The organism is Megasphaera paucivorans (genome assembly GCF_900103535.1).
In the GTDB taxonomy this organism is placed as follows: domain Bacteria; phylum Bacillota; class Negativicutes; order Veillonellales; family Megasphaeraceae; genus Megasphaera_A; species Megasphaera_A paucivorans.
Map to the genome: position 1 here is coordinate 1 of NZ_FNHQ01000049.1, position 14,054 is coordinate 14,054.

The window sequence follows — 14,054 nt, forward strand, 5'->3', positions numbered from 1 at the left end:
CGGCGCTGATAGGTAACGGTGCCGAATAGTCCTTGTATCGTACGGCGATCCCGTCGTTCAATCTGATACCCTTGGTGCTTGTACTGTTCCACCAATTCTGTATCCATCGTTTCTAACGCACACACCAGTGCCTCTGTGAAAACCCGCATAAACAGCTGCAATAATTTTGTTTCGCGTATGATCGCGGTATCGGATTCCTTTATTGTTTTGATAATTTCTGCTATAATATATTCCATGAGAAGACCTTCGGTTGTGATATATTTTGCTGGCTAGGCAATATATCTATTATCTAGGTCTTTTCTTTTTTTTGCAATATCTTACCGAGAACTATTTTACACTAAGGAAGACAAGACCGATTGTGTTTATTCATATACTTGTAAGCAAAATTGTATTTCTTATTATGTGAGATTATATGAGGAGAGATATCAAATGAAAATTACAAAAGCAGATATTTTTTTATTAGATGCAGGTGCACAAAAGAAAAGCAGACGTCCGGTATGTTGCCGTGTTTATACCGATGAAGGGATTTATGGTGATGGAGAAGCAGGAATTGCTTATGGAATTGGAGCTACAGGTGCTTTTGGATGTTTAGAAGATTTGTCACATATGATTATTGGGCAAAATCCGTTTGAAGTTGAAAAAATTTGGGAAAGTATGTTTCGGGATACTTTCTGGGGATTGAATGGTGGCGCGATTTTCTATGCAGCCATGAGTGCTATTGATATTGCGCTTATGGATATCAAAGGCAAGGCGTTACAGGTACCTATTTATGAACTGATCGGTGGGCGTCAAAATGACAAACTCCGTTGCTACGCTTCTCAGCTGCAATTTGGATGGACGAGTATGATGGGACCTTATGGTAGTACGGAAGATTATGTCAAAATTGTTCAGCATGCTATGTCGGAAGGATATACAGCTGTGAAGATTGATTTTGTTTCTTTTGATAAAAATGCACGCCCCACTACTTTAAAAGAGACAGAACGGTTTATTTCACCGGAATTATATGAAACGGTTGAAGAACGGATGAAGGCCATTCGTAAGGAATGCGGCAATATCGATTTGATCGTAGAGAATCACGATAGAACAAATGCGATTTCTGCTATTAAGATTGGTGAGTTGGTAGATAAATATCATTGTTATGCCTATGAAGAAACAACGGGACCACTTAATCATCGATTGCATCGACAGATACGAGATAAAGTTAGCACTCCTAAAGCTGAAGGTGAACGGGTCTTTACCAGATGGGGGTATGTTCCGTTTTTTGAAGAGGGTACTGTTCAGTTAGTACAAGCAGATGTGTGTAATTGCGGTGGTATTACTGAAACAAAGAAAGTTTGCGATATGGCGCATGTCTATGATTGCGGAGTACAGATTCATGTTGCAGGGGGGCCGATTTCTACAGCTGCTTCATTGCAGGTGGAAACGGCAATTCCGAATTTCTCGATTCATGAACATCACTTTAGGAGTACGCAGCATGATATTGCTGTATTGGGCAAATATGACTATCAACCGATCAATGGATTTTTTGAATGCCCGGATTTGCCGGGGCTTGGACAAGAATTGTCAGATTATGCTATTCAGACGGCATTAAAACATGTAACAGTTACAGACCATGTTGAAGCCGGCATCAATTCAACCAAGACGGATATGTACAAATAGTAAACGATGAGTATTTTGTGAAGCAAAAATTCTCCTGATTAGCATCATATAATGATAGGTTGCTATGGTGGATTTGGAAGTTGATCATGGCAGCCTGCCATTGTTTGTTACGATGTGTATTATTCATACCTTTCGGTGGATAATGCTTATTTTGAAATATTAATTCTTATATATAATATCAAGCAAGCTCATTCTCTGTTCTGATTTTAAATTAAGAAAGTGAGGCTGTGAAAAATGAGTGAGGTTTTAAATAATCATATGGCAAAACGAAGATTCTTTATTGTATTTTGTCTATTTATTGGTATTGCCATTGCATATGTAGATAGGGTTAACGTATCGCTTTTAGCTGCCAATGATCCATTTCTTATTGAAATGGGGATAAAAAGCCAGCCGGTGCAAATTGGGATGATGATGTCCATTTTTTTAATAGCATATGGTTTGGCCAATGTAATTTTAGGGCCGTTAGGAGATGTGATCGGTCCCAGAAAAATGATGACCATATGTGTGGCAGTCATGCTTGTATCAGTAATGGTGAGCAGTATTGCAACAATTTTTATGGTATTACTTATCGGCAGAGCTATTTTAGGTGTTGGTGAAGGCGCATATTATCCACAACAAAGTTTATTTATACGAAATTGGATACCCGTAAAGGAAAGAGGACTGGCCAATGGATTGTGGACTGTAGGACAAGGAGTGGCCCCCGCATTGTCCATGCCAATATTAGCATATATTATTTCACAATGGGGATGGAGAGCTAATTTTTATTGTTGTATTCTTCTGACCATTATTCCGTTGGCGTTATTTTGGTTTTGTACGACAGATCGACCGCGGCAAGATAAGCGTATGAGTCAAGCTGAATTAGATTATATTGAAGCTGGTATGGAAAAAACGGATAATGCTGTTGTTGAGCAGGAAAAACTCCCATTGCTTCAACGATGGAAGATTATGTCTGTTAATGCGCATTACTGGGTATTAGTAATTTGGTATATGTGTCTCCAATTTATGGGATGGGGGTTGGCGACATGGATGCCTGTATATTTAAAAATGGCAAAAGGTTTTTCATGGGCAGAAATGGGATGGATGGCATCCTTGCCTTTTGTTCTTAGTATATTTGCCAGGTTTGCAGGAGGGGTCCTGAGTGATAAAATCGGTCATTGTGCTCCTATATTGTTTGCGGCGATGTTAGTGGGAACAGTTTCTTTATATGGCTCTATTGTAATACCTGGGAAATACATTTCAGCTGTATGTTTAGCCTTGGGTTACGGTGGCGTTACGTTGGGAACTCCGGCGGCATGGACATTGTTACAGAGCGGGTTAGTTTCTTCTAAGGTTTTGTCGACTGCAGGCGGCGCTATGAATGGGATTGCAAATGGATTTTCAGCATTATCGCCGATTATTATAGGCTTTTTTATTAGTGCAATGGGTAATTATAATAGTGGAATATATTGTTTAATAGTTAGTGGGGTCATCGGCATAGCAACAGGTTCTATTTTAGTGTTAAAAAAATACTAATATTTTATATAGCGCAAGAATATTTCATTTTACAATGAATGCAGATGCAATGATTATTAAATCAAATGATAATGTAGGTATAGTTCTTCCGGAATAGTTTCTGGTTCTATTCTTTACTTCCTGAGTCTTGCAGCCAAATAAACGAAAAAGCTTTTCTAATCCAGCATGTTAAGCTAACTCTCATCAGGTAGGTCTAAAAATCTAACTGATGAGAGTATTTCATGTATACGGACTGGGGGAGCTTTTTTATTTGGTAAAGATGTGTTGTGTATTCAAGTATTATTGAAAATGTTAGAATCGGGCAAAATTGACAAATTTGAGTTGGACTAAAATTGCTACTTCCAGTCACATTAAAACAACCTGAATATTCTTGGCGATGAAATCGCAGTTTCGGAAGATTGGAAATCAAGTGTTCTGAATTGAAAATTATTGCATTTAACTCTATCGATGGTACTATTTCCATAAGAAGGCGGTATGGATTGAAAGTCTCTGAATTCAGTAGGAATTAATAACATCATGTTGTATCAGTTCACCTGATATTGTGCCTCAGTCCTGCTATAAAAGCGTGTCCGAGTCTCCGCGCAAGATGGTTCGACGGGATAAAATATACAATATTTTAAGTAGTGACTAAAAAACATTATTAGTAATTATATAATGCTGAATAGTCATGATTTAATTAATATATTGACAATTATAACTAAAAAATATATCATATTATATATGAAATCGTATACGATTAGAATAAAAAGTAAATAGGAGGAATACATAATGGTAAAAACTATCTTAAATGAAAAACCGACAAAACGAAGATTTCTTATTATTTTTTGTTTATTTATAGGTATTGCAATTGCATTTTTTGATAGAGTTAATGTATCCGTTTTAGCTGCAAATGATCCATTTCTTTTAGAAATGGGAATTAAAGGAGAACCAGTACAAATAGGCATGATGATGTCTGTTTTTTTAGCAGTTTATGGTATTGCCAATATATCTTTAGGAACTTTAGGAGATGTATTAGGACCAAGAATAATGATGACTATATGTGTTATTGGGATGTTGATATCAATAATATTTAGTGCAGTTGCTGCTACTTTTATGATGTTTATTATTGGAAGAATTATTTTGGGCATTAGTGAAGGTACGTATTACCCTCAACAAAATTTGTTCGTTAGAAATTGGATTCCTGTCCATGAAAGAGGCAGAGCTAATGCTTGTTGGTGTATAGGACAAGCGATAGGACCAGCAATAGCCATGCCATTGCTTATATATGTTATGTCTTATTTTGGATGGAGAGCCAATTTTTATTTGTGTGCTGTCCTTACATTAATTCCGCTATGCTTGTTTTGGTTTTGTACAACAGATCGACCGCAACAAAATAAAGGTGTTAATAAAGCAGAATTAACTTATATTGAAAAAGGAATGGAAACAACGCAAACAGTTCTTGCTGATAGCGAAAAAATTCCTTTGGTTCAAAGATGGAAATTAATGATTGCTAATTCCCATTATTGGGTTTTAGTAATTTGGTATGTGTGTTTACAATTTGTATATTGGGGTCTCATATCTTGGATACCAGCGTATTTAAAAGTGGCAAAGGGATTTTCGTGGGTTGAAATGGGTTGGATGGCTTCGTTACCGTTTATTGTTAGTATTTTTACTAAAATTTTAAATGGTTATATTAGTGATAAAATTGGTCGTTGTGCTCCATTATTATTTTCGGCAATGTTAGTAGGAACTATCTTTTTATATCTTACTGTCATAGTTCCTGGTAAATATCTTTCAGGTATTTGTTTAGCTGGTGCTGTTGGCTTTACAGTAATGGCGACTCCCATTGCATGGACATTAATGCAGGGATTAGTACCTAGCCGGGTATTGTCGACTGCATCTGGTACCATGAATGGTATAGCGACTGGTTTTTCGTCATTATCACCTATTATTATGGGATTTTTTATTGGTATTACAGGTAATTATAACAGTGGCATGTATTGCTTAATGGTAGGAGGCGTGATAGGTATGATTTCTGGCCTTTTCCTGATGTTGAAAAAATATTAGATTATAAGTGATTTAGGATATTTATTATGATTTTTATATGTTATACATAGCATATATACATATAAAATATAATTTTTTGAAAGAGAGATGTATATTCATGAAGATTACGAGTGTTGATATTATTGATGTGGCAAATGATTTTGCGTCTGCAACCAGCAAGTGGCGACCAGTTGTAGTTCGCATTAACACGAATGAAGGCATTTCAGGTTTTGGCGAAGTAGGCATGGCCTATGGAGTTGGGGCTTCGGCTGGTTTTGGAATGGCTAAAGATTTAGCTAGCATTATCATTGGAATGGACCCGTTACATAACGAAGAAATTTGGAATAAAATGCAGAAGAAAACTTTTTGGGGACAAGGTGGTGGTACTGTTGTAACTGCTGGTATGAGTGGTATTGATATTGCGTTGTGGGATATTAAAGGAAAGTATTTGAATACGCCAGTATATCAATTACTTGGTGGTAAAACACGTAGTAAAATTCGGGCATATGCTAGTCAATTACAATTCGGATGGGGACAAGGAAATAACAAATCCATGTTAGTACAGCCGGAAGAATATGCGGAAACAGCAGCTACTGCAGTTGCAGAGGGATATGATGCTATTAAAGTCGATGTTCTTGCTATGGATGAACATGCAAACTGGAATCAACGTAATTTAAATGGAGTTCTTTCTGATAATGTATTAAGGTTGGGATATAATCGTTTAAAGGCAGTTCGGGAAAGAGTCGGGAAAGATGTTGATGTTATTGTAGAAATGCACGCTTTTACTGATACAACAGCAGCTATTCAATTCGGAAAAATGATTGAAGAATTTGGGGTATATTATTATGAAGAACCGGTTATGCCTTTAAATCCTAAACAAATGAAAAAAGTAGCTGATCATGTTAACATACCGATTGCAGCCGGGGAACGTATTTATACACGGTGGGGTTATCGTCCATTTTTTGAAAATGGGTCAGTCGATGTTATTCAACCAGACATTTGTACTTGTGGAGGTATTACGGAAATAAAAAAAGTATGTGACATGGCACATACTTATGACGTAGCTGTTCAAATACATATCTGTGGAGGACCTATTTCGACAGCAGCAGCTTTACAAATGGAAGCAGCTATTCCTAATTTTCAAATACACGAAACTCATCGGTATGCACTTTTAGAAGCTAATACAAAATCGTGTAAATATAATTATCAACCGATTCATGGATATTATGAAGTACCTGATTTACCGGGTATTGGACAAGAATTGACAGAAGAAACAATAAAAGCGTCTATTGTTGAGACTGTTAAATAATACATACTCATAAGATAATTTTTGTATATTGTTTTTAAATAAGTAGCTGTAACGAAACCAAATAATACATTTGGTTTCGTTGCAGAATTAAAGAAGGTATGATTATGTCAAAGGTAAAAGTAGGGACTTTGTTTCCTGATTTTGAATTTACTAATGTATTTGCGAAAAATGGAACGTTCTATAAACGTGCTAAAAGTAAAAACACTGTTTTAATGTTTTTGCGATTTATAGGATGCCGTTTTACCCAATATGATATTATACAGATGCAAAAAATGTATGAACAATTTAACACTAAAAACGCACAGATATTCATTGTTGTACAATCCTCTCCTGAAACAGTTCAACAATACCATTTTGTAAACAATGAGGCAGTTACTATTATTTGTGATCCCAGTGAGGAACTTTACAAAAAAAATTCGGTATTGCCGATGCGGACAGATGAAGAAGTAGAAACTGCGGGTTATTTCACGAAGTTAGAACAGGTGGAAAAAATGAATCTTTCTAAAGGGGAAAAAGAAGGGAATCCTTTACAAAAACCTGCTGTATTTATAATTCGTGATGATAATATTGTTGTATATGCATACTATGGTAAAGATATAGCAGATACGCCATCCCCCAATAAACTTATAGCTGAACTGTAAATAATTATATATTGTATAAATTGAAAATCCCAATACATACTAAACTTTGTGAATTTTTAAGGAGAACATAGTAATGAATATTATAGATCAACTATTGGATGCTATTGTTATTCCTCCAATGATAAAAGTCAAACAATATTTTCCTCGGCCTAAAATTGATAATATTGATGATGCAGTCAGAAAAAAAATTATACAATCGCAGGTTTTTTCTCAAGTAAAACAGGGTCAGAGAATAGCTATAACTGCGGGTAGTCGGGGCATTGCTAACATGCCATTTGTTTTGAAAACTATTATAAGTTTAGTAAAACAAGCGGGTGGTGTTCCATTTTTGGTTCCTGCTATGGGAAGTCATGGTGGAGCAACAGCACAGGGACAAATAGATGTATTGGCTAGTCGGGGAATTACCGAGGAGACTATGGGGGCACCTATTTATTCAGATATCGAACCTGTGAAGATTGGTGTATCTCAATACGGGTTTCCTGTGTATTTTGATAAAAATGCATGGGAAGCTGATTGGACTATTGTTGTGAATCGTATTAAACCGCATACAAATTTTCATGGCCTTGTTGAAAGTGGATTACAAAAGATGATTGTCATTGGACTTGGGAAACAAAAGGGAGCCGATATTTGTCATAGTCAAGGTTTTGATTCGATGGCTAAGAATATTCTTGATATTGCAAATGTAGCTTTAACTAAAGCTAATATTTTATGTGGTGTTGCATTGTTGGAAAATGCATATCATGAAACTTGTGAAGTTGATGTAGTACCGACAAATAAAATACAAGAACAAGAACCCAAATTGTTAATTAAAGCAAAATCCTTATGTTCTCAATTATATTTTAAATCGTTTGATGTGATGATTGTTGATGAAATTGGGAAAAATATTAGTGGAACAGGTTTTGACCCTAATATATTGGGTAGAATATTTCCTTATAAAATTGAGGGATTGCCAGAATTTAAACGAATGGCAATTTTAGATATTACAAATGAATCTCATGGTGGAGCAAATGGTTTAGGATTAAGTGATTATACGACGGAACGGGCATTTCATAAATTCAGCCCTGAACAAACATATGCTAATTCTTTAACGACTACGGTAACTCATACATCTAAGATTCCTATCGTGCTTAAAAATGATAAACAGGCTATACAGGCATGTATTAAATGCAGCAATAGAATGGATAAAGAAAATATTACAATAGTTAGAATTAAAAATACATTATGTATGAACGAATTGGAAATTTCTGCAAACCTTATTTCAGAAATCGAACAAAACAAGAATTTGGAAGTTATTGGTCAACCATATAAATGGACTTTTGATCAAGATGGGAATTTAAGGAAGCATTGAGGAAAAGATGGGAAGGTATAAGTTGCTACATTTTATGTAATATAATCAACATAGTGTATACCTATTAACTAAAGCGAAATGGTAAAATCAACATGAGGTATATGATATGTTAAAATCTGAGGAAGTTATGCTTATGCATGGTCAAATTCATTATCATACACAGATAAAAGTTATAACAAATCGCTTAGCAAAGATCGGCGGCCATGTTGAGTCTATTAAACATATGGTAGAAGATGGCCGTGATTGCAGTGAGATATTGATACAACTTTCCGCTGTTAATTCGGCAATTATAAGTGTTGGTAAAGTTGTGCTTAAAGATCATATGGATCATTGTATTGTTGATGCTGTTCATAAAAATGATATAAAAGCTATTGATCGTTTAAACAGAGCGTTGGATATGTTTATACGATAATACGGTGAATCGAAACAAAATATATAAATTTTTACGAAATTTATTATACGAGGAGATATGCAATGAAAACTATCAAAATTCCTTATTATCACTCAACTATGAATCTTCATGTAGACGATAAAAATCTTAAAGCTGTAATAACAGCAAAGATACATCAATACGATCCAGGTAAGAGCGAAAAACAAATTATACAAGATGCATTAGAACATCCTATTGGTACGCCTCGTCTCTGTACACTAGCTAAAGGTAAAAAGAAAATTGTAGTAGTTACTAGTGATCATACTCGAGCAGTTCCGAGTAAGATTACATTGCCAATTTTATTATCGGAAATACGTGCCGGTAATCCAAATGCAGATATTACAATTTTGATTGCCACTGGTTTACATCGTGCTACAACGAAAGAAGAGCAACGGATAATGTTTGGTGATGACATTGTGAAATGTGAGAAAATTGCTATTAACAATGCTTTTATACCAGAACAATTTATACATTTATGCACGCTTCCTTCGGGGGCGGATTTCAGCGTAAATAGACTTGCAGCAGAATGTGATCTTTTAGTGACCGAGGGTTTTATTGAACCACATTTTTTTGCAGGATTTTCGGGAGGCCGAAAAAGTATTTTACCGGGAATTTGTTCACAGGTGACTATTAATGAAAATCACAGTTATAAAGCAATAGCAAGTCCTTATGCAAATACAGGTATTTTGGAACATAATCCTATACATGAAGACATGGTTTATGCTGCTCGTAAGGTCAATGTGCAGTTTATATTTAATGTAGCTTTAAACGGTGACAAGAAAGTAATTGCCGCTTGGTCTGGCGATTTGGAAAAAGCTCATGCAAAGGGAGTAGCTTTTATTCGACAGTGGTCTCAGTGCCAAAGTGTTATTGGTGATATTGTTGTTACAAGTAACGGAGGATATCCATTAGATCAAAATCTCTATCAAAGTCCAAAAGCAGTGGCTACGGCAGAAGCGTGTGCTGGGGAAAACGGTGTAATTATTATGTGTTGTAGTTGCGTTGATGGAATGGGGGGGACAAATTTTGCTAAATTAATTACCAAAGGTACTGTGAATGAAATAGATCAATATCTTTCAAAAATTCCACCTAATGAGACAATTCCTGAACAGTGGTGTCCGCAGATTTATGCTCGTATCCTAAAAAAACATCCAGTTATTTTAGTTACTACTTTTCTCCCTCATGAGGAAGTACGTAAAGCCAACATGATTCCAGCTGCAACCTTAGATGAAGCATTAGCAATTGCATATCGTATTAAAGGTACTGAGGCTAGTGTAGTGGTTATTCCGGATGGCGTAAGTGTTTTGGCAATAAAGCAATAGTCTGATAATTTTAATAATGATAGAATAAAAGAGAGGAGAGATAATAATGGTATTGAAGTTGGCGCTTAAAGTTAATAATAAGGATAATGTAGCTACTGTTTTTGCAAACGATATTATTAATGGAACGGAAGTAGAAATTAGAGATCAAGTAGGGAAAATAGAACGAATGCACGTTATAGGAAATGTACCTTATGGACATAAAATTGCTGTGAAAGATATTCATAAAGGAGAACATATTATCAAATATGGTGAAGAAATTGGTGTTGCTACAGCTGAAATTCTGCAAGGTGAATACGTACATATACATAATTTAGATAGTATGCGTGGACGCGGAGACTTAGACTAGTTCTGCTTACATAAGAAAAACGAGCAGCTAAGCTGGTGGATCATTATTTTATTATTTTTACATTATATTTGCCAAGTAGATACTAATTTATACGAGGAGATGGTAATTAATGGATTTCATGGGATATGTTAGATCTGATGGAAAAGTGGGAGCTAGAAATTATGTGGCAGTAGTTCCTAGTGTTACATGTGCGAATGACGTGGCACAAGCTATTTGTAGACAAGTACAAGGAACAGTTACTTATCTTCATCATCAAGGATGTTGTCAGATGCCTCCTGATTTGGAGCGAGTTACTGATACGTTAATTAGTCTTGGATGCAGCCCTAATGTAGCGGCTGTCCTTATTGTGAGCCTTGGTTGTGAAGGAACGGATCATGAACGTATGTATTCTGAATTATGTGCTACAGGAAAACATATAGAAATTATTCATATTCAAGAACTTGGCGGTGTTTCTAATGCTATTCAACAAGGCACAGATATTGCACGTCGCTTAATGATCGAGGTATCAGGGCTACAACGTGAACCAGTCAATATTTCCAATGTGGTAATGTCTATTAAATGTGGAGCCTCTGATACAACTAGTGGAATGGCATCTAATTGTGTCATTGGTTATATAGCTGATAAAATGGTAGATTTAGGTGCTACTGTAATTTTTGGGGAAACAACAGAATTTATAGGAGGGGAACATTTATTAGCTCGGCGAGCTGTGAATTCGGAAGTCGGGGAAAAAATTTTCCAAATAGTCAATGCCATGGAAACACGTGCTAAAAGTATAGGATGTGACATGCGTAAAGGGCAGCCGACTCCAGGTAATATAGCTGGTGGACTTTCTAGTATTGAGGAAAAAAGTTTAGGTGCTATTATGAAGAGCGGTACTCGTCCCATTCAGGGTGTTATGGAATACCCTGAACATGTTACTACTCAAAAAAGCTTATGGATCAAAGATACTCCTGGTCGGGAACCAGAAATTCTTACGGGTATGGCTGCGACCGGTGCACAATGTATGCTGTTTTCTACAGGAAGAGGAGCTCCGCAAGGTTTTCCCAGCATGCCTGTTATAAAAATATGTGGTAATCCTAATACGTATCAGCGAATGGAAAATGATATGGATTTAAATGCCGGATGCATTATCACTGGTGAAAAAACCATTGAAGAAGTAGGCGAAGAAGCATTTGTTAAAATGTTACATGTACTGAATGGGGAAATGACTAAAAATGAAGCCATTCAGTATTTTAGTGCAATTGATATTCATTGTTTAGGTCCTGTGATATAAGATAGAATCGTCAGTTTTATGAAAATTATCTCACTTTATGTCAAACGTGGGGTATTTTTTCTTTTTGAAAGTAATTTTTATAGTGCTTTCCGGTAATTTTATTGTATTATCAATAATTAATACTAACTTCATCAAATGATTAACACTTGACTTCTAGCGTAGACTTTACAGTACTATGTAAGCGCTCATTTACTGGTTTTCCAAATCTCCTATGAAATATGGTAATTGTTATGAAATTGACTATTTCTTTTGTGTTGCAGTACTCTTATGACTAAAAGTAATGGACAAGTATGTTTGACCAATTACCCAAAGACCTACATATGATTAAGTTTCCAGTTTATTTAATACATGTTATTTTTCTTAGGAAAAACGCTAAAAAAAGAGAATTAATAGGAGTAAACAATTATATCATTATGTGGTACAATAAACACATACGTATTAGCTACTCCTGTTACAATTTTTAATTTACACATACATAACTATTATAGTTACATCGGCGAATGTACATGAGATTGTGAAAATATCTTACTTGATCTGGTCCGATGACTGAAGCATGTATGGAAACTTTTGTTTAGTGGACTGAGGAAATGAGCTGATCTGGATATAAAATAACGAGATTTCAAGTTACTAATACACTAGGAGAAAATGATTTCTATGGAAAACGCAAGAATTAGTAAAAAAAAAATAGCATATGAGTATATTCGAGTAAATATTTTTGATGGTACATTTGGCCCGGGATATCGACTTGTTATTGATCAAATAAAAAAAAAATTACATTTAAGTAGTATTCCTGTACGAGAAGCAATTCAACAACTGGAAGCTGAAAATCTTGTTCAAATTATTCCTTATAGTGGAGCTGTAGTTAAATTAGTTGATAAAAGTGAATACACAGAAATACAAACAATGCTTGCTATTTTAGATGGAGCAGCTACTGCTATGGCTTCGAAGAATCTAAAGGATGAAGATATTGAACAGCTTGAAGTAATTAATAATCTCATGGTTACAGCTATTAATGAACTTAGTCTTGAAGAATTTGGTAAGTTAAATATGAAATTTCATAAAACAATTTATGGATATTGTGGAAATTCTCATTTAAAAACAATATTAGATCAATTATGGGAAAATTTGCTTCGGGTGAGAAATTCCATTTATACTTTTGTGCCTTGTAGAGGTACGGAATCTATTGCCGAACATAAGCAAATCATTAAGATGTTGAAAAAACATGAAGATCCTAGAAAAATTGAATTGTTTTGCCGGAAACATAAATTAGAGATGTTGAAAGCAGTACAAAATGTAATAGAAAACAAGGGCATATAATAAAACCTTTTACTAACATGTGGAAGTATTTTTGCCAAGATTAAATATAACAAATGAGGCGGTATTGCAGTCTTATCCTTCATTCTTGTTTATGTTGCAAGAGGTAGTGGCGGAATACGAAGTTAATATGGGGAAAAGAATATAAACTTGCTGAACAGTGCTACTCCCAAGAAAATATAGCTGTGTTAGTGGTGCAAAATAGTAATAACATACGAGTTAGCGGCGATGTCGTTGGCTTGTTTCAATATAACAACCAAGGCATGCCACTGTCAAATTTGGCATACGGCCTGCAAAATAAACTGCGGGTTGTGTATGTATCTTGCTCTAATCAGGTCGTTGCCCGTTCATCTTTTGGTAATATCCCTCATCGCTAAATACAACATTTTGAGCAGATTGTTTTCTTGTCGGATTTTTTGTTGTTACTTCAGAACCATTGTTGGTAAATCCAGAAAACGGTGATATGTCAGAGGATAAATTATGATTTTTTTTCTTTTAATTAAAAATTTGGCTTGATGTTAAATGTTGTGGCAACTTCATAGTGGTATGTTTTTCAGGGGAACATTCAAATGGGATGTTCCCTTGAATTGTAAGCGAACCTATGTGACGCTTACCTTGAATTTGTCTTGAAGTCCCGGAAATTTATATCTATATTCATCATTCATCTTGAAATGCTTTCTTGGTTTTGGACAAGAAGAAAATGTCCGTTTAAAATCTTTCGAGGAGAACTTCTTTGTGAAATGCAGCGGAGTATTAAATATGCATTAGAGCATAATCTAGACATTTACAAGGCAGCCGTGCAGATAGAGTACAATTAAGTTCGCAAAAGTAAAAAAAGGAAAAAGCCATCAAAACTCCGAAAAGGTAAGTAGCGA

The 14,054-nt window shown here is 35.3% G+C and carries 12 protein-coding genes; 11 read left to right on the top strand and 1 reads right to left on the bottom strand.

The genetic code is table 11. The annotated features are described in order from the left end of the window. A partial coding sequence (locus BLR11_RS13160; protein WP_176763003.1) for a UPF0236 family transposase-like protein occupies positions 1-236 on the bottom strand: 236 nt, incomplete at its 3' end. A gap of 193 nt (positions 237-429) precedes the next feature. Between BLR11_RS13160 and BLR11_RS13165 the strand changes: the two genes are divergently transcribed. The 11 genes from BLR11_RS13165 (at position 430) to BLR11_RS13215 (ending at position 13,182) form a co-directional block, all read left to right on the top strand. Further along, positions 430-1,659 (top strand): mandelate racemase/muconate lactonizing enzyme family protein, encoded by a 1,230-nt coding sequence (locus BLR11_RS13165; RefSeq protein ID WP_091652991.1) that lies wholly within the window; start codon positions 430-432, stop codon positions 1,657-1,659. 234 nt (positions 1,660-1,893) lie between these two features. After that, positions 1,894-3,171: an MFS transporter gene (locus BLR11_RS13170; protein WP_091652993.1), complete on the top strand. Its 1,278-nt coding sequence runs from the start codon at positions 1,894-1,896 to the stop codon at positions 3,169-3,171. A gap of 768 nt (positions 3,172-3,939) precedes the next feature. Continuing rightward, a complete protein-coding gene (locus tag BLR11_RS13175; RefSeq protein WP_091652996.1) occupies positions 3,940-5,217 on the top strand; it encodes an MFS transporter in 1,278 nt (425 codons plus the stop codon). A gap of 97 nt (positions 5,218-5,314) precedes the next feature. After that, on the top strand, positions 5,315-6,505 hold the full coding sequence (locus tag BLR11_RS13180) for a mandelate racemase/muconate lactonizing enzyme family protein (RefSeq protein WP_091652998.1): 1,191 nt from the start codon (positions 5,315-5,317) through the stop codon (positions 6,503-6,505). A gap of 104 nt (positions 6,506-6,609) precedes the next feature. Beyond that, positions 6,610-7,146, top strand: a complete 537-nt coding sequence (locus BLR11_RS13185) for a redoxin domain-containing protein (protein WP_176763004.1) — start codon at positions 6,610-6,612, stop codon at positions 7,144-7,146. 73 nt (positions 7,147-7,219) lie between these two features. Further along, on the top strand, positions 7,220-8,494 hold the full coding sequence (locus tag BLR11_RS13190; protein WP_091653004.1) for a nickel pincer cofactor-dependent isomerase, group 22: 1,275 nt from the start codon (positions 7,220-7,222) through the stop codon (positions 8,492-8,494). 106 nt (positions 8,495-8,600) lie between these two features. Next, on the top strand, positions 8,601-8,906 hold the full coding sequence (locus BLR11_RS13195) for a metal-sensing transcriptional repressor (RefSeq protein WP_091653006.1): 306 nt from the start codon (positions 8,601-8,603) through the stop codon (positions 8,904-8,906). A 62-nt stretch (positions 8,907-8,968) separates the two neighbouring features. After that, positions 8,969-10,246 (top strand): nickel-dependent lactate racemase, encoded by a 1,278-nt coding sequence (gene larA, locus BLR11_RS13200; RefSeq protein ID WP_091653009.1) that lies wholly within the window; start codon positions 8,969-8,971, stop codon positions 10,244-10,246. Between the two features lie 46 nt (positions 10,247-10,292). Beyond that, a complete protein-coding gene (locus tag BLR11_RS14540; protein ID WP_091653011.1) occupies positions 10,293-10,592 on the top strand; it encodes a UxaA family hydrolase in 300 nt (99 codons plus the stop codon). Positions 10,593-10,701: 109 nt separating this feature from the next. After that, the gene (locus BLR11_RS13210) at positions 10,702-11,865 is read left to right on the top strand and encodes a UxaA family hydrolase (RefSeq protein ID WP_091653014.1); all 1,164 of its coding nucleotides are present in this window, start codon (positions 10,702-10,704) and stop codon (positions 11,863-11,865) included. 654 nt (positions 11,866-12,519) lie between these two features. Beyond that, positions 12,520-13,182, top strand: coding sequence for a GntR family transcriptional regulator (locus BLR11_RS13215; RefSeq protein WP_091653017.1), 663 nt, complete (start codon positions 12,520-12,522; stop codon positions 13,180-13,182). The last annotated feature ends 872 nt before the right edge of the window (positions 13,183-14,054 follow it).

What these genes read in the sequence shown, in the direction of transcription:
- BLR11_RS13165 (WP_091652991.1), top strand. Translation starts at nt 430, where the DNA reads ATGAAAATTACAAAAGCAGATATTTTTTTATTAGATGCAGGTGCACAA.
- BLR11_RS13170 (WP_091652993.1), top strand. Translation starts at nt 1,894, where the DNA reads ATGAGTGAGGTTTTAAATAATCATATGGCAAAACGAAGATTCTTTATT.
- BLR11_RS13175 (WP_091652996.1), top strand. Translation starts at nt 3,940, where the DNA reads ATGGTAAAAACTATCTTAAATGAAAAACCGACAAAACGAAGATTTCTT.
- BLR11_RS13180 (WP_091652998.1), top strand. Translation starts at nt 5,315, where the DNA reads ATGAAGATTACGAGTGTTGATATTATTGATGTGGCAAATGATTTTGCG.
- BLR11_RS13185 (WP_176763004.1), top strand. Translation starts at nt 6,610, where the DNA reads ATGTCAAAGGTAAAAGTAGGGACTTTGTTTCCTGATTTTGAATTTACT.
- BLR11_RS13190 (WP_091653004.1), top strand. Translation starts at nt 7,220, where the DNA reads ATGAATATTATAGATCAACTATTGGATGCTATTGTTATTCCTCCAATG.
- BLR11_RS13195 (WP_091653006.1), top strand. Translation starts at nt 8,601, where the DNA reads ATGTTAAAATCTGAGGAAGTTATGCTTATGCATGGTCAAATTCATTAT.
- larA (WP_091653009.1), top strand. Translation starts at nt 8,969, where the DNA reads ATGAAAACTATCAAAATTCCTTATTATCACTCAACTATGAATCTTCAT.
- BLR11_RS14540 (WP_091653011.1), top strand. Translation starts at nt 10,293, where the DNA reads ATGGTATTGAAGTTGGCGCTTAAAGTTAATAATAAGGATAATGTAGCT.
- BLR11_RS13210 (WP_091653014.1), top strand. Translation starts at nt 10,702, where the DNA reads ATGGATTTCATGGGATATGTTAGATCTGATGGAAAAGTGGGAGCTAGA.
- BLR11_RS13215 (WP_091653017.1), top strand. Translation starts at nt 12,520, where the DNA reads ATGGAAAACGCAAGAATTAGTAAAAAAAAAATAGCATATGAGTATATT.